The organism is Bacillus cereus group sp. BfR-BA-01523 (assembly GCF_022662615.1).
Taxonomy (GTDB): Bacteria; Bacillota; Bacilli; order Bacillales; family Bacillaceae_G; genus Bacillus_A; species Bacillus_A mycoides.
Map to the genome: position 1 here is coordinate 1 of NZ_JAKUDX010000025.1, position 14,958 is coordinate 14,958.

Consider the following 14,958-nt stretch of genomic DNA (forward strand, 5'->3'; position numbering starts at 1 on the left):
GAGGTCACACCCGTTCCCATACCGAACACGGAAGTTAAGCTCTCTAGCGCCGATGGTAGTTGGGACCTTGTCCCTGTGAGAGTAGGACGTCGCCAAGCAAGATAAAAACACGAGTCATTTGACTCGTGTTTTTTTATTTCCCATGAAATAGGTTGGATTCCGTTAGTAAAAATGCTGAAATATAGTAAGGGATTTTTTGAGCAGAAATATTGAGAAATTGATAAATAAACGGATAATCTTCAGATCCATAGCTTCCAAGTAAGTCATACCACCAATCTGTTTCATACCTAGAAATCATACTTAAATTATAGAGCAATAAATAATGAACAAGGAGCTCAGGCAACACTGGCTTAGAGTTTCTAGGGTCAGTCGTAAGTGGTAAATAATAAGTGTCAGTAAGATGCTCATAGTATAAAGGTGTACTATACATAGGATTCCATGATTGAATAGGTGCCGAAAAAAACAAATTTAATTCATTATTTTTCTCAGGTACGTGTTGTATTGATAAATGCTTACAAGTTGTTTCGATGTAACGAGAAAATCGCTCTTTAGTCATATGTAATCGATCTAATATGTTGACTGAAAAAGAGAGCTCATTTTTATTTGTTGAATCGATCTTATATAAAGTTGATACTTTTTGACTATAGCGCAACAAATTTTGTAATTCAGGAATATTCCCCATTAGCTCTAACATATTAAACTTCTCCGCTTCTAAGTGTTTCATGTGAAACAGTTGTTCTGCAACGTGAGTAAACAATCCGTTTTTCTGTATTTTCACCTCATCTTCTAAAAATTGATACCCCTGTTTTTTCCGTTTACGAGTCGTAACGCCATGAGCTAAAACAGTAGTTGATTCTGGGTAGTTAGGATCAATAGTTAACAAGCAAGCTTTAAACAGTTGGCTAATTCCATAAAATAACAACATTGGCTGAATCGAAAAGGGGGCCACCTTATATAATTCATAATAATTTTTCCCGTGTTCTAAGTAGTAAATAAAGGGATAACAGTTTTCAAAACTTTTTTTTTCAGCATCTTGTATGGAGGATTTTTCATAACAACGGGCAAGATAACGTTGTACATTTTGAGATGAAAAAAAGAAACTTAATTGCTGCCAAGTACAATGTGTTTGATGCATATATTACGCTCCTTTTATTGTCTAAAAATTCTAACATATATATACGTCCTTGACAGTATTTTAACCAATTGATAAGCTACTAATAATAATTTCTGGTATCATGGGGGGAACAATTATGTGGGAATCTAAATTTGTTAAAGAAGGTTTGACTTTTGATGATGTATTACTTGTACCAGCGAGGTCAGATATATTACCAAGAGAAGTAAGTGTTAAAACAGTTTTATCTGAAAGCTTACAGCTAAACATCCCGTTAATTAGTGCAGGAATGGATACAGTAACAGAAGCTGACATGGCTATTGCAATGGCTCGCCAAGGCGGTTTAGGAATTATTCATAAGAATATGTCTATTGAGCAACAAGCAGAGCAAGTTGATAAAGTAAAGCGCTCTGAAAGCGGCGTTATTTCAGATCCTTTCTTCTTAACTCCAGAACATCAAGTATATGATGCAGAACATCTTATGGGAAAATATCGTATCTCAGGTGTACCAGTTGTAAATAATTTAGATGAGCGAAAATTAGTTGGTATTATTACAAACCGTGATATGCGTTTCATCCAAGACTACTCAATCAAAATTTCTGACGTAATGACAAAAGAACAGTTAATTACAGCTCCAGTTGGTACTACACTGGAAGAAGCTGAAAAAATCCTACAAAAGTATAAAATTGAAAAGCTCCCTCTTGTTGATAATAACGGTGTATTACAAGGGCTTATTACAATAAAAGATATTGAAAAAGTAATTGAATTCCCAAACTCTGCTAAAGATAAGCAAGGACGCTTATTAGTTGGAGCAGCTGTTGGTGTAACGGCTGATGCTATGCTTCGTATCGATGCATTAGTAAAAGCTAGCGTAGATGCAATTGTACTTGATACAGCTCATGGGCATTCTAAAGGTGTTATTGAAAAAGTAAAAGAAGTTCGTGCGAAATATCCAGCACTAAATATTATCGCTGGAAATGTTGCTACAGCTGAAGCAACGAAAGCATTAATTGAGGCTGGTGCAAACGTAGTTAAAGTTGGTATTGGACCAGGTTCTATTTGTACAACGCGTGTTGTAGCTGGTGTTGGTGTACCACAATTAACAGCAGTTTATGATTGTGCAACAGAAGCTCGTAAACACGGTATTCCAGTTATTGCTGATGGCGGTGTTAAGTACTCTGGTGATATGGTTAAAGCTTTAGCAGCAGGAGCACACGTTGTTATGCTAGGTAGTATGTTTGCTGGTGTTGCTGAAAGCCCTGGAGAAACTGAAATTTATCAAGGTCGCCAATTTAAAGTATATCGTGGTATGGGTTCTGTTGGAGCGATGGAAAAAGGAAGTAAAGATCGTTACTTCCAAGAAGGAAACAAAAAACTTGTTCCTGAAGGTATTGAAGGACGAGTACCATATAAAGGACCTTTAGCAGATACAGTTCATCAATTAGTTGGTGGATTACGTGCAGGTATGGGATACTGCGGAGCGCAGAATTTAGAATTCTTACGTGAGAATGCGCAGTTCATTCGTATGTCAGGTGCAGGTTTACGTGAAAGCCATCCTCATCACGTACAGATTACAAAAGAGGCTCCAAACTACTCATTGTAATGTCTTATATACAAATAGACAGAGATTTGATATCTCTGTCTATTTTTTTTTGATTATGTTAGAATAACGGTTATGTGAGTACATAGATATTGGGGGTAGCAAAAGTGAAAGGTATGTTTTGCAAAAGATTCATTGCGTTGGTAACAGTGCTTACACTAGCTTTTGGCGTGTTTGCACCATATAGCAATGCGTCAGCAGAAACAGGAGCTGCTTTAAACATTGAAGCGGGTGCAGCGATTTTAGTTGAAGCGAATTCTGGGAAAATTGTATATCAAAAGAATGCAGATGAATTATTATCAATTGCTAGTATGACAAAGATGATGAGTGAATATTTAGTTCATGAAGCAGTGGATAAAGGAAAACTTAAGTGGGATCAAAAAATTAAGGTTTCTGAATATGCATATAAGATTTCACAAGATGCTTCATTATCAAATGTTGCATTAGAAAATGGTGGCCTGTATACAGTAAAAGAGTTATACGAGGCAATGGCAATCTTTTCTGCAAATGGTGCAACAATTGCATTAGCAGAAGCGATTGCAGGTAAAGAAGTAGATTTCGTAAAAATGATGAATGATAAAGCGAAAGAACTAGGATTGAAAAATTATAAATTTGTTAATTCTACGGGTTTAACGAACAAAGATTTAAAAGGGATGCATCCTGAAGGTACAACACCGGATGAAGAAAATAAAATGTCTGCGAAGGATGTTGCAACTTTAGCGCAACATTTAATTAAAGATTATCCAAAAGTGTTAGATACAGCAAAAATCCCGAAAAAAGTTTTCCGTCCCGAAAAAGAGAAATTTGGGATGTCGAACTGGAACTGGATGTTAAAGGGGTTAGTTAAAGAATATGACGGAGTAGATGGTCTAAAAACAGGATCAACTCCAGAAGCAGGGGACTGCTTCACTGGTACGGTTGAACGAAACGGTATGCGTTTTATTTCTGTAGTTATTAAAACAAGTTCTCATACAGCGCGTTTCGATGAGACGAAGAAATTATATGATTATGGCTTTGCTAACTTTGAAATGAAGAAAATGTATGAAAAAGGTTCTTCGGTCAAAGGAAAAGAAACAGTAAGAGTTGAAAATGCGAAAGATAAAGATGTAGCAGTTCAAACGAAGCAAGCTGTTTCACTTCCGGTGCCAAAGGGAAGTAAAGACGTTTATAAAACAGAATTTAAAGAAGGAAATAAGGGACAAGAAGCACCTCTGAAAAAGGGAGTTGCACTTGGACAAATGGTTGTAACGTCTAAAGAGAGTAATGATCCTGGATTTTTATCAGGAAAATCATTACAAGTAGACCTTGTAACAAAATCTGAAGTAGAAGAGGCAGGCTGGTTTACGCGTTCTATGCGCGGAATTGGTTCTTTCTTTAGTGATATGTGGAATGGTGCTATTGATACAGTAAAAGGTTGGTTTTAAAAGCTCCTCATTGTAGGAGCTTTTTCTTATTCCTATTTTTCATACCGACTTTATGAAAAAGTAGTGGACAAGCATCAGATAGTTAGTGGTAGAATGTAAGAGTATTCTTAATTTTCTTCTTTAACGGGGGAAAGCAATTCACCTAGGGGGGTTTTTGTACATGACAAATGTAACAGGGACAGAACGTGTAAAACGTGGAATGGCAGAAATGCAAAAAGGCGGCGTTATTATGGACGTAGTTAACGCTGAGCAAGCAAGGATTGCAGAAGAGGCAGGCGCAGTTGCTGTTATGGCATTAGAGCGTGTACCTGCAGATATTCGTGCAGCAGGTGGCGTTTCTCGTATGGCAGATCCAACAATTGTTGAAGAAGTTATGGGTGCTGTATCAATTCCGGTTATGGCAAAATGTCGTATCGGTCACCTTGTAGAAGCACGTGTATTAGAATCATTAGGGGTAGACTATATCGATGAGAGTGAAGTATTGACTCCTGCTGATGAAGTATACCATTTAAATAAACGTGATTACACAGTTCCGTTTGTATGTGGTTGCCGAGATATCGGAGAAGCTGCACGTCGTATTGCAGAAGGTGCAGCTATGCTTCGTACAAAAGGTGAACCTGGAACAGGAAACATTGTAGAGGCAGTGCGTCATATGCGCCAAGTCAATGCAGAAATCCGTCAAGTTGCAAGTCTACGTGAAGATGAGTTAATGACATATGCAAAAAATACTGGTGCTCCTTATGAAGTACTACTTGAAATTAAACGCCTTGGTCGCCTGCCAGTTGTAAACTTTGCAGCAGGTGGTGTAGCAACACCAGCAGATGCAGCGTTAATGATGCAACTTGGTGCTGATGGTGTATTTGTTGGATCTGGTATCTTCAAATCAGAGAACCCAGAGAAATTTGCACGTGCAATCGTTGAAGCAACGACTCATTATGAAGATTACGAACTAGTTGCAAGCCTTTCTAAAGGATTAGGTAATGCAATGAAAGGTATCGAAATTTCAACATTATTACCAGAACAACGCATGCAAGAGCGTGGATGGTAATTAAAGGAGATCTTTAAAATGGTGAAAATCGGTGTACTAGGTCTTCAAGGTGCAGTTCGTGAGCATGTAAAATCAGTTGAGGCAAGTGGTGCAGAAGCTGTTGTTGTAAAGCGTATAGAGCAACTTGAAGAGATTGATGGTCTTATTTTACCAGGCGGTGAAAGTACAACAATGCGCCGTCTTATTGATAAGTATGCTTTCATGGAGCCTCTTCGTACATTTACGAAGTCTGGTAAACCAATGTTTGGTACATGTGCAGGAATGATTCTTCTTGCGAAAACACTTATTGGCTATGAAGAAGCACATATTGGTGCTATGGATATTACGGTTGAGCGCAATGCGTTCGGACGCCAAAAAGATAGTTTTGAAGCTGCACTTTCAATTAAAGGTGTGGGAGAAGACTTTGTTGGTGTATTTATCCGTGCTCCGTATGTTGTAAATGTAGCGGATGATGTTGAAGTACTTTCTATGCATGGCGAGCGAATGGTAGCGGTAAGGCAAGGGCAGTTTTTAGCTGCTTCTTTCCATCCGGAATTAACGGATGATCATCGTGTAACAGCATACTTTGTAGAAATGGTAAAAGAAGCGAAAATGAAAAAAGTTGTATAAGTAACTTGCAACTTGTATAAGATTATAGTAAATTGATGATAACAATTTTATAAAATAAGCGTGTTGATAGGAAGTAGTAACAAATGTTGTTTCTTATAGAGAGTCGATGGTTGGTGGAAATCGATAGAAACAGTTTGTGAATCCATCCTGGAATGGAATGTGGAATATCTTTTGATTAGTAAACATTCCCGGTGAAGAGCCGTTATTTCTACTTGAGAGGAAAGCGGTAATGCTTTCAACTAGGGTGGCAACGCGGGTTAACTCCCGTCCCTTTGTATAGGGACGGGAGTTTTTTGTGTTTTATAAAATAAAAGGAGGAGTATATAATGCTTGATATTAAATTTTTACGTACGAATTTTGAAGAAGTAAAAGCAAAATTACAGCATAGAGGCGAAGATTTAACGGATTTTGGTCGCTTTGAAGAACTTGATACGAGAAGAAGAGAGCTACTTGTTCAAACAGAAGAACTAAAAAGTAAACGTAACGAAGTATCTCAACAAATTTCAGTATTAAAGCGTGAAAAGAAAGATGCGGAAGCTCTAATTCTAGAAATGCGTGAAGTTGGGGAAAAAGTAAAAGATCTTGATAATGAGCTTCGTACAGTTGAAGAAGATTTAGAAAGATTAATGCTATCTATCCCAAATATCCCTCATGAATCTGCCCCAATAGGCGAAACAGAGGATGATAACGTAGTAGCACGTACTTGGGGAGAAGTGAAAGAATTTACTTATGAGCCAAAACCACATTGGGACCTTGCTACTGATTTGGGGATTTTAGATTTTGAACGTGCTGGGAAAGTAACAGGAAGTCGATTTGTATTTTACAAAGGTGCTGGTGCAAGATTAGAACGTGCTTTGATTAGCTTTATGCTTGACCTTCATACTGATGAGCATGGATATGAGGAAGTATTGCCTCCTTATATGGTAAACCGTGCAAGTATGACAGGAACAGGACAACTTCCGAAGTTTGAAGAAGATGCATTCCGTATTGAAAGTGAAGATTATTTCCTAATCCCAACAGCTGAAGTACCTGTAACGAATATGCATCGTGATGAGATTGTGAGTAAAGAGCAATTGCCGATACGATATGCTGCGTTTAGCTCATGCTTCCGTTCTGAAGCAGGTTCAGCTGGTCGTGATACACGTGGTTTAATTCGCCAACACCAATTTAATAAAGTTGAACTTGTGAAGTTCGTGAAACCAGAAGATTCTTACGAAGAGTTAGAAAAATTAACAAATGATGCAGAGCGCGTGTTACAATTATTAGAGTTGCCATATCGCGTTATGAGCATGTGTACAGGAGATTTAGGATTTACAGCAGCGAAGAAATACGATATTGAAGTATGGATTCCAAGCTATGGTACATATCGTGAAATTTCTTCTTGTAGTAATTTTGAGGCATTCCAAGCGAGACGTGCGAATATCCGTTTCCGTCGTGAGCCAAATGGTAAACCGGAACATGTTCATACACTAAATGGATCTGGTCTTGCAATTGGACGTACAGTGGCAGCTATTTTAGAGAACTACCAACAAGAAGATGGTACAATTATAATTCCAGAAGTTCTTCGCCCTTATATGGGAGGAAAAACAGTTATTAAATAAGTTAAAACATTCATCGGTATGAGTGATTGGTAATTATGGACGTTGTCAGCAGTGTCATAAAGGAGAGGGGAAGTAAAATTCCCCTTTCCTCATAATTTATTATAGTGGGGTTGACTAACTGTTTTTCTTTTGATATTATATTTGATGTCAATATGGAGGTATACCCAAGTCTGGCTGAAGGGATCGGTCTTGAAAACCGACAGGCGGCGAGAGTCGCGCGGGGGTTCGAATCCCTCTACCTCCTCCAGATATAATTGACAACAGCGCATATAAGTGGAGATTGGAGAACTCGTTACCAACACGTAACGAGTTTTTATTTTAAAACCAATCATAAAGTATGATGTAAGGATATAGTGTCCTTATTACACACTCATATTCCGATGATTATCTTCATAGATATGAAAGGAGTTAACATGGATCTTATTATACAAACGTTTCCTTTAGATGGAAAAACTTTATATTATGTACAATGTCCTGTCTGTAAGAACAATAGAATTTTAAACAGTGGTGCAAATGTGTCACGCATTATAAGTGATGATACATTCCGTAAACTTTGTGGTTGCACTTGTGATGTAAAACAGGTTGCAAAAAAAGTAGAGGTACCAAAAGAAGCTGAAAAACCAGCTGTGCAAAAAGAAGTAACTCCAAAACGTACAGGGAAATTACTAACAGCAGTAATTAATGGGAAAGAATTGACTGTTAAAGAGATTGCTGAAACATATGATATTAGTACGAGTACTGTTCGTCAGCGTATTAATGCTGGAAAGCCAGAGAGTGAAATTATTGCTCCGACAAAAAAGAAAAAGTAATTTCATAGGAAAACCCGTGCATATGCACGGGTTTTTTATTTTACAAGTTTACGTGTTTGTTTTAAAAAATGTCCAATTTTTTTAATGATTGGTTCGATTGAATCGCCATCTTTTAAAATATCGTATTCATTAATGTTTAATCGTAAAACAGGGCATGAATTAAAGTTATTAATCCAGTTATCGTAACGTCCATGCATCTCTTTCCAATATTCAATTGGTGTTTGCTGCTCCATGGGACGTCCTCGTTCTTGAATACGATCGACAATATCATCAAAAGAACCTTCTAGGTAAATTAATAAGTCTGGATGAGGGAAGTAAGGAGTCATGACCATAGCATCAAATAACCCTTTGTATGTCTCATAATCAGTTTCAGTCATTGTACCCTTTTCGTAATGCATTTTTGCGAAAATACCAGTGTCCTCATATATAGAACGGTCTTGAACAAAACCGCCACCATATTCGAAAATTCTTTTTTGTTCTTTAAATCGTTCTGCTAAAAAGTACACTTGTAAGTGAAAGCTCCAGCGTGTGAAATCAGCATAGAACTTGTCCAAATATGGATTGGAATCTACTTTTTCAAAAGATGTACGATAACCTAAAGCGTTAGCCAATGCAGTTGTCATAGTTGATTTACCGACACCTACTGTTCCAGCAATAGTGATAACTGCATCATTTGGTATATCATATTTTTGCCTTAAATTCATTGTTATTTCGACTCCTTCAAGAGAGTATTTTGAAGAGCTGATAAGATGATATTTAAATCATCAGGATTTCTTACAAAATCCATATCGTCTCCATTAAATTTCAATACTGGAATATCTGGATGGTCCTTTTTGAAAGCATCCATTGCTGTTTCGTAATCTTTTGTAAGCTGTAGCAAGTAATTTGGATCCATATTTTTTTCGAATTCTCTTCCGCGCATGGCAATTCGTTTTTGTAATGTTTCTAGGCTCGCTGTTAAATAAACGATGACATTTGGCACAGGCATATCTTGCGTAAGAATGCGATAAATTTGCATGTACTTGTCATATTGAGAATCTTTTAATGTACGGGATGCAAAAATTAAATTTTTAAATATATGATAATCTGCTACTACAGGCTTTCTTTGATTCAAATACTTTATGTTAATATCCTCTAGTTGTTTGTATCTATTACAAAGAAAGAACATCTCTGTTTGAAAACTCCATTCGTCGATGTCTTCGTAGAATTTTCCTAAAAAAGGATTTTCATCAACAATCTCTTTTAGTAAGTGGAGTTGCATGTGAGTTGAAAGTTCCTTCGCAAGTGAAGTTTTTCCAACACCAATTGGTCCTTCAACCGTGATAAATGGTACTCCGGTCACGCTGTTTCCTCCTTTCAATCAGTGATTTACCGTGACTACTAAAAACACAAAACAGAATTATTGTAGCACAAGAGGGGAGCGAGCGGACTAATTTGATATAAAAAGTTAGAAAATAGATATGTATTAATTAAATTTTATTTGGGATGACGGTACAATATTTGCCTTTAATGTGGCTTCCATTATTTTTAAAGCATGTTCATTATCTTGCTCGTTATTAGAAGCGATGCAATCCCGTGGTACATAAAGTGTATAATTTCTCATATGGGCATCATTAGCTGTAAAAAGGATGCATATGTTCCCGGCAATTCCTGTTAAAATGAGATTTTCAATTTTTAAATAACCTAATAAAGAATTCAAAGGTGTTTCATAAAAAGCAGAGTAATGTGGTTTAATAAAAATGTAATCGTCAGTATGCGGAGCAATGGCCTCGATAATATTTTTACTATACTCATTTGTACAATGGGTGATAAGTTGATCAATATCAGATCTCCAAAGTTGATAGTGATCATTGATATAAATTATTGGATAGCCCAATGACTTCATGGTGTCCTTTAATTGTAAAATGGGGTTCTTTATAATTTCACATTTCTGTGCCAGGATGGGTCCGTGGGAGAATTGAAAATCATTAATCATATCGATAATGAGTAAGGCAGTATTTTTCATATGTAATTCCCTCTCTTTCTTCTTTAGGTTGGATTGAATTTGTAAAAGTTATCCCACCTGCAAGAAATGAAAAAGTGTATTTTATTTTTGGTGAAAGGACTATATTATGGAGCGAGATATATATTTTATGCAGTTAGCAATAGAGGAAGCGAAGAAGGCGGAGGCGATACAAGAGGTACCAATTGGTGCTGTAATTGTGCTAGATGGTGAAGTGATTAGTGTCGCACATAACTTAAGAGAAACTGAACAGAGATCAATAGCTCACGCCGAACTCTTAGCTATTGATGAAGCTTGCAAAAAATTAGGGACATGGCGTTTAGAAGATGCAACGTTATATGTAACATTAGAACCTTGCCCAATGTGTGCAGGGGGAATTGTTTTATCGCGTATAAAACGGGTTGTATATGGTGCGAGCGATCCGAAAGGTGGATGTGCAGGTACGTTGATGAATCTTTTAACTGATGAGCGTTTTAATCATCAGTGTGAAGTAGTGCCTGGTGTACTTGAAGAAGAATGTGGTACGTTGTTAACGATTTTTTTTAGGGAGCTTCGTAAGAAAAGAAAAGAAGTGAAAAAACTAGAGAAAAGTAATGGTAACTAACGTATTTGCATTTTGTAAAAAAACAAGTTATACTGATAATGCCTTATCCAAGGCAACCGAATATTGGTTTTAACTTTGCCGTGCTAAGCGGGGAGGTAGCGGTGCCCTATACTCGCAATCCGCTCTAGCGAGGCTGAATCCCTTCTCGAGGTTATGTTGCTGTAAGGTCTGCCTTAAGTAAGTGGTGTTGACGTTTGGGTCCTGCGCAACGGGACCCCGTGAACCTTGTCAGGTCCGGAAGGAAGCAGCAATAAGCGGGTTTTCTCGTGTGCCGCAGGAGTGCCTGAACCGAGCTAACTGCTTGAGTAACGCTTATGGTACGTAATCGACAGAAGGTGCACGGCAGTTATATATGTATACAAAACTCACCTTTATATAAAGGTGAGTTTTTTGTATGGAAAATAACTTTTGGAATCTATAAACAGAATGGGTTATAATAAATAAGATAATAACCTTTGAGGGAGGCCGTATTTTCGTGTCATACCAAGCGTTATACCGAACATGGAGACCGCAAAAATTCGAAGATGTAGTCGGTCAAAAGCACGTGACAAAAACGTTGCAAAATGCCCTTCTTCAAGAGAAAGCTTCACATGCTTATTTGTTTTCGGGTCCGAGGGGAACAGGGAAAACGACAATTGCAAAAGTATTTGCAAAGGCAATTAACTGTGAACACGCCCCGGTAGCTGAACCTTGTAATGAATGTCCTTCTTGTTTAGGAATTACACAAGGGTCTATTTCAGATGTATTAGAAATTGATGCGGCTTCAAATAACGGTGTAGATGAAATTCGAGATATAAGAGATAAAGTAAAATATGCTCCAAGTGCTGTAGGATATAAAGTATACATTATTGATGAAGTTCACATGCTTTCTATGGGTGCCTTTAATGCGCTTTTGAAAACTTTAGAAGAGCCGCCAGGACATGTTATTTTTATTCTGGCGACAACAGAACCGCATAAAATTCCAGCTACAATTATTTCGCGTTGTCAGCGTTTTGAGTTTCGAAAGATATCAGTAAACGATATCGTTGAGAGATTATCGACGGTCGTGACAAATGAAGGTACGCAAGTAGAAGATGAAGCGTTACAAATCGTAGCGCGTGCCGCCGAAGGTGGTATGCGTGATGCGCTCAGTCTTATTGATCAAGCTATTTCTTATAGTGATGAGAGGGTGACGAGTGAAGATGTTTTAGCTGTAACAGGATCTGTATCTCAGCGATATTTGGGTGACCTGGTAGAATGTATACGTGAAAATGATGTATCAAGAGCGTTACGTATTATAGATGAGATGATGAGTAAAGGGAAAGATCCAGTTCGCTTTATGGAGGATTTCATTTACTACTATCGTGATATGCTTTTATATCAAACTTCACCACAATTAGAACATATGTTGGAACGAGTAATTGTAGATGATCAATTCCGTACGTTAAGTGAAGAAATGCAACCGGAAGTAATCTATGAAATTATTCATACCCTTAGTAAGGGACAACAGGAGATGAAGTGGACAAACCATCCAAGAATATTCTTGGAAGTTGTTATGGTGCAACTGTGTCAGCAGTTTATGATGCAAGCAAACGGCGCAGATCGTTTACAAGCGATTATGAACAGGATGCAGCAGTTGGAGAAAGAGTTAGAGCAAGTTAAAAAGAATGGCGTGCCAGCTGGTGTGCAGCAGGAAGTAAGAGAGACGCGGGCAACACCAAAACCGGTACGAACAGGAAGTATGAAAATTCCTGTTGGACGTGTGAATGAAGTGTTAAAGCAAGCGAAGCGTCAAGATTTAGAACAGTTAAAAGCTGTATGGGGCGAATTATTAGGAAGGCTCAAGTCACATAACAAAGTAGCATTTGCTGTTTTATTAGAAAATAGTGAACCAGTTGCGGCTTCGGATGATACCTATGTGTTAGCATTTCAATATGAGATTCATTGCAAAATGGCTAGTGAAAATCGAGAAGCGATGGATACATTGGAACAAACCCTTTTTGAATTGTTAAGTAAAAGGTTAAATATGATTGCTATCCCAAAAAGTGAATGGGGTAAAATTCGTGAAGACTTTTTACAACGCGAAGGCGGGGATTCTGAAGAAAGCTCAGAACAAAAAGAAGATCCTCTTATAGAAGAGGCTGTAAAATTAGTAGGGCAAGAACTTATTGAAATAAAAGAGTAATAATAATGAGGAGGAATTAATTATGATGCGTGGCGGAATGGGAAATATGAATAATATGATGAAACAAATGCAAAAAATGCAAAAGGATATGGCGAAGGCGCAAGAAGAGCTTGGCGAAAAAACAGTTGAAGGTACAGCTGGCGGCGGAATGGTTACTGTTATTGCAAATGGTCATAAGCAAGTTCTTGAAGTGAAAATTAAAGAAGAAGTTGTAGATCCAGAAGATATCGAAATGTTACAAGACTTAGTATTAGCTGCAACGAATGATGCACTTAAAAAGGTTGATGAACTTTCAAACTCTACAATGGGCAAATTTACAAAAGGCATGAACTTACCAGGTGGAATGTTCTAGGAGGATATTGATATATGCACTATCCAGAACCGATATCAAAATTAATCGATAGTTTTATGAAGTTGCCAGGAATCGGACCGAAAACAGCGGTTCGATTGGCATTCTTCGTGTTAGATATGAAAGAGGATGATGTACTAGGTTTTGCGAAAGCACTTGTGAATGCAAAGCGAGATTTAGCGTATTGTTCTGTGTGCGGACATATCACTGACCGCGATCCTTGTTATATTTGTGACGATTCGCATAGGGATCAATCGGTTGTTTGTGTAGTACAAGAGCCGAAAGATGTAATTGCGATGGAAAAAATGAAAGAATATCAAGGTGTATATCATGTTTTGCGTGGTGCCATTTCTCCAATGGAGGGAATTGGACCAGAGGATATTAATATTCCGCAGTTATTAAAGAGACTGCAAGATGAAACAGTACAAGAAGTGATATTAGCAACAAACCCTAATATTGAAGGGGAAGCCACAGCGATGTACATATCCCGCCTCTTAAAGCCAACAGGAATTAAAGTAACTCGTATTGCACATGGTCTGCCAGTTGGTGGAGATTTAGAATATGCAGATGAAGTAACACTATCGAAAGCTTTAGAAGGCCGTAGAGAGATATAAGAGGAGAAGGGAAAATGTTCTTTCAAAAAAAGGGTAAGTTGCGTAAAGAGTATGACGATAAGTTAATTGTATTATTAGAAAAGGTAAAGAATGAATGGCTACGTCAGAAGAGACTGGTTGAACAAAGTGTTGAGCCGTCTCAAGATGTACTTTGTTCTTTAAAGATAGCAGAGGCGAAATATTTTTTCTTGTTAAAAGAAGCAAAACGTCGTCCTGTGAAAATGGAACAATGGTAAAAGGTCCTGCTTTTTAAAGCGGGACCTTTTACTTTTTATCGATTTATTTGTGAGTAATAGGGCTACTTTATTTTTGGGATATAAAGAGGAGAAAGAAAAAATGGGAATGGAATTAGTTGTATCTAATTGCTAGTGCTTAGAAGAAAGATTACTGATTAAAGGTTATGAAGATGAAGTGGTAGGAGTTATGTTATAGATGTTCTTTTTTCTTGTCTTGTCCCATACAAATGGATATGTATAGGTCATTCATAAGGAGGAAAAAATGAATTCTACAATTATTATTGTTGGCATTCTTTCTTTAGTTTTTATTTTTCTTGTTTTTGGTGTTTCTGCTAAACCAATACGTTTTATAGGGAAAGCACTCTTTCATGTCACTTTAGGTATAGCGTTACTATTTATTGTGAATGTTGCAGGGACATATTTCGATTTTCATATTCCAATTAACATGGGCACAGCTACAGTATCAAGTTTATTAGGGGTGCCAGGTGTTGCTGCATTAGTGATTATTAAGCTATATATAATGCCAAGATAAATTTATTTTGGCATTTTTTAAAAAAGCGTTGACTTATCAATTAGTAATATGATAAATTAATAAGCGTCGTCAGGAACGAAAGAAAAAAGTTGTTGACAGATTCAAGTCAAAATGTTAAATTATAAGAGTCGCTGAAACGCGGCATTGAACTTTGAAAACTAAACGAAACAAACAACGTGAAACGTCAATTTTTATTTTTAGATGCTAGACAAACTAACTTTATTGGAGAGTTTGATCCTGGCTCAGGATGAACGC

At 37.3% G+C, this 14,958-nt stretch carries 16 protein-coding genes, 1 tRNA gene, 1 rRNA gene, 1 other RNA gene and 1 other annotated feature; of the genes, 15 read left to right on the top strand and 4 right to left on the bottom strand.

The genetic code is table 11. From position 1 onward, the window contains the following. Positions 1–98, top strand: a 5S ribosomal RNA gene (gene rrf / locus MR066_RS26710); the annotation flags it as partial. 35 nt (positions 99–133) lie between these two features. Here the strand turns inward: rrf and MR066_RS26715 are convergent. Beyond that, positions 134–1,135, bottom strand: a complete 1,002-nt coding sequence (locus MR066_RS26715; protein ID WP_002009610.1) for a YaaC family protein — start codon at positions 1,133–1,135, stop codon at positions 134–136. 115 nt (positions 1,136–1,250) lie between these two features. Between MR066_RS26715 and guaB the strand changes: the two genes are divergently transcribed. The 7 genes from guaB to MR066_RS26750 all read left to right on the top strand — a co-directional run bounded on the left by guaB (position 1,251) and on the right by MR066_RS26750 (position 8,202). Next, on the top strand, positions 1,251–2,714 hold the full coding sequence (guaB, locus tag MR066_RS26720; RefSeq protein WP_002107266.1) for an IMP dehydrogenase: 1,464 nt from the start codon (positions 1,251–1,253) through the stop codon (positions 2,712–2,714). Positions 2,715–2,827: 113 nt separating this feature from the next. Continuing rightward, entirely contained in the window at positions 2,828–4,135 is a 1,308-nt protein-coding gene (locus MR066_RS26725) for a serine hydrolase (RefSeq protein ID WP_242249032.1), read from the top strand. 160 nt (positions 4,136–4,295) lie between these two features. Next, positions 4,296–5,183: a pyridoxal 5'-phosphate synthase lyase subunit PdxS gene (gene pdxS / locus MR066_RS26730; protein WP_242249025.1), complete on the top strand. Its 888-nt coding sequence runs from the start codon at positions 4,296–4,298 to the stop codon at positions 5,181–5,183. A gap of 18 nt (positions 5,184–5,201) precedes the next feature. Further along, a complete protein-coding gene (pdxT, locus tag MR066_RS26735; RefSeq protein ID WP_242249027.1) occupies positions 5,202–5,792 on the top strand; it encodes a pyridoxal 5'-phosphate synthase glutaminase subunit PdxT in 591 nt (196 codons plus the stop codon). 54 nt (positions 5,793–5,846) lie between these two features. Next, positions 5,847–6,067 (top strand) — a binding site (T-box leader). A 51-nt stretch (positions 6,068–6,118) separates the two neighbouring features. Beyond that, positions 6,119–7,393 (top strand): serine--tRNA ligase, encoded by a 1,275-nt coding sequence (serS, locus tag MR066_RS26740; protein ID WP_002009617.1) that lies wholly within the window; start codon positions 6,119–6,121, stop codon positions 7,391–7,393. 154 nt (positions 7,394–7,547) lie between these two features. Further along, positions 7,548–7,640 (top strand) — tRNA-Ser (locus tag MR066_RS26745). A 166-nt stretch (positions 7,641–7,806) separates the two neighbouring features. Then, on the top strand, positions 7,807–8,202 hold the full coding sequence (locus MR066_RS26750; RefSeq protein ID WP_002029297.1) for a sigma factor-like helix-turn-helix DNA-binding protein: 396 nt from the start codon (positions 7,807–7,809) through the stop codon (positions 8,200–8,202). 35 nt (positions 8,203–8,237) lie between these two features. Here the strand turns inward: MR066_RS26750 and MR066_RS26755 are convergent, their stop codons facing one another. The 3 genes from MR066_RS26755 to MR066_RS26765 form a co-directional block, all read right to left on the bottom strand. Next, positions 8,238–8,906: a deoxynucleoside kinase gene (locus tag MR066_RS26755; RefSeq protein WP_002009620.1), complete on the bottom strand. Its 669-nt coding sequence runs from the start codon at positions 8,904–8,906 to the stop codon at positions 8,238–8,240. A gap of 2 nt (positions 8,907–8,908) precedes the next feature. After that, positions 8,909–9,544, bottom strand: a complete 636-nt coding sequence (locus MR066_RS26760; RefSeq protein WP_242249029.1) for a deoxynucleoside kinase — start codon at positions 9,542–9,544, stop codon at positions 8,909–8,911. A gap of 123 nt (positions 9,545–9,667) precedes the next feature. Beyond that, positions 9,668–10,207, bottom strand: coding sequence for a cysteine hydrolase family protein (locus tag MR066_RS26765; protein ID WP_002009622.1), 540 nt, complete (start codon positions 10,205–10,207; stop codon positions 9,668–9,670). 106 nt (positions 10,208–10,313) lie between these two features. Here MR066_RS26765 and tadA point away from each other — a divergent pair, with 106 nt between their 5' ends. The 7 genes from tadA to MR066_RS26800 all read left to right on the top strand — a co-directional run bounded on the left by tadA (position 10,314) and on the right by MR066_RS26800 (position 14,703). Then, a complete protein-coding gene (tadA, locus tag MR066_RS26770) occupies positions 10,314–10,808 on the top strand; it encodes a tRNA adenosine(34) deaminase TadA (protein WP_002029304.1) in 495 nt (164 codons plus the stop codon). Positions 10,809–10,886: 78 nt separating this feature from the next. Beyond that, positions 10,887–11,151, top strand: an RNA gene (ffs, locus tag MR066_RS26775) — signal recognition particle sRNA large type. A 132-nt stretch (positions 11,152–11,283) separates the two neighbouring features. Further along, a complete protein-coding gene (gene dnaX, locus MR066_RS26780; RefSeq protein WP_242249031.1) occupies positions 11,284–12,972 on the top strand; it encodes a DNA polymerase III subunit gamma/tau in 1,689 nt (562 codons plus the stop codon). A 25-nt stretch (positions 12,973–12,997) separates the two neighbouring features. After that, positions 12,998–13,324, top strand: a complete 327-nt coding sequence (locus MR066_RS26785; RefSeq protein ID WP_170935248.1) for a YbaB/EbfC family nucleoid-associated protein — start codon at positions 12,998–13,000, stop codon at positions 13,322–13,324. A gap of 14 nt (positions 13,325–13,338) precedes the next feature. Further along, positions 13,339–13,935, top strand: coding sequence for a recombination protein RecR (gene recR, locus MR066_RS26790; protein WP_002009629.1), 597 nt, complete (start codon positions 13,339–13,341; stop codon positions 13,933–13,935). 14 nt (positions 13,936–13,949) lie between these two features. Beyond that, complete coding sequence (locus tag MR066_RS26795) at positions 13,950–14,171, top strand: YaaL family protein (RefSeq protein ID WP_002009631.1); 222 nt, start codon at positions 13,950–13,952, stop codon at positions 14,169–14,171. A gap of 262 nt (positions 14,172–14,433) precedes the next feature. Continuing rightward, on the top strand, positions 14,434–14,703 hold the full coding sequence (locus MR066_RS26800; protein ID WP_002009632.1) for a pro-sigmaK processing inhibitor BofA family protein: 270 nt from the start codon (positions 14,434–14,436) through the stop codon (positions 14,701–14,703). Positions 14,704–14,958 lie beyond the last annotated feature (255 nt).

Bases quoted from the DNA above. Each gene is read 5' to 3' on its own strand.
- MR066_RS26765 (WP_002009622.1), bottom strand. From the start codon at position 10,207: ATGAAAAATACTGCCTTACTCATTATCGATATGATTAATGATTTTCAA.
- pdxT (WP_242249027.1), top strand. From the start codon at position 5,202: ATGGTGAAAATCGGTGTACTAGGTCTTCAAGGTGCAGTTCGTGAGCAT.
- MR066_RS26785 (WP_170935248.1), top strand. From the start codon at position 12,998: ATGCGTGGCGGAATGGGAAATATGAATAATATGATGAAACAAATGCAA.
- guaB (WP_002107266.1), top strand. From the start codon at position 1,251: ATGTGGGAATCTAAATTTGTTAAAGAAGGTTTGACTTTTGATGATGTA.
- MR066_RS26750 (WP_002029297.1), top strand. From the start codon at position 7,807: ATGGATCTTATTATACAAACGTTTCCTTTAGATGGAAAAACTTTATAT.
- MR066_RS26795 (WP_002009631.1), top strand. From the start codon at position 13,950: ATGTTCTTTCAAAAAAAGGGTAAGTTGCGTAAAGAGTATGACGATAAG.
- MR066_RS26725 (WP_242249032.1), top strand. From the start codon at position 2,828: ATGTTTTGCAAAAGATTCATTGCGTTGGTAACAGTGCTTACACTAGCT.
- MR066_RS26715 (WP_002009610.1), bottom strand. From the start codon at position 1,135: ATGCATCAAACACATTGTACTTGGCAGCAATTAAGTTTCTTTTTTTCA.
- pdxS (WP_242249025.1), top strand. From the start codon at position 4,296: ATGACAAATGTAACAGGGACAGAACGTGTAAAACGTGGAATGGCAGAA.
- tadA (WP_002029304.1), top strand. From the start codon at position 10,314: ATGGAGCGAGATATATATTTTATGCAGTTAGCAATAGAGGAAGCGAAG.
- MR066_RS26800 (WP_002009632.1), top strand. From the start codon at position 14,434: ATGAATTCTACAATTATTATTGTTGGCATTCTTTCTTTAGTTTTTATT.
- serS (WP_002009617.1), top strand. From the start codon at position 6,119: ATGCTTGATATTAAATTTTTACGTACGAATTTTGAAGAAGTAAAAGCA.
- recR (WP_002009629.1), top strand. From the start codon at position 13,339: ATGCACTATCCAGAACCGATATCAAAATTAATCGATAGTTTTATGAAG.
- MR066_RS26755 (WP_002009620.1), bottom strand. From the start codon at position 8,906: ATGAATTTAAGGCAAAAATATGATATACCAAATGATGCAGTTATCACT.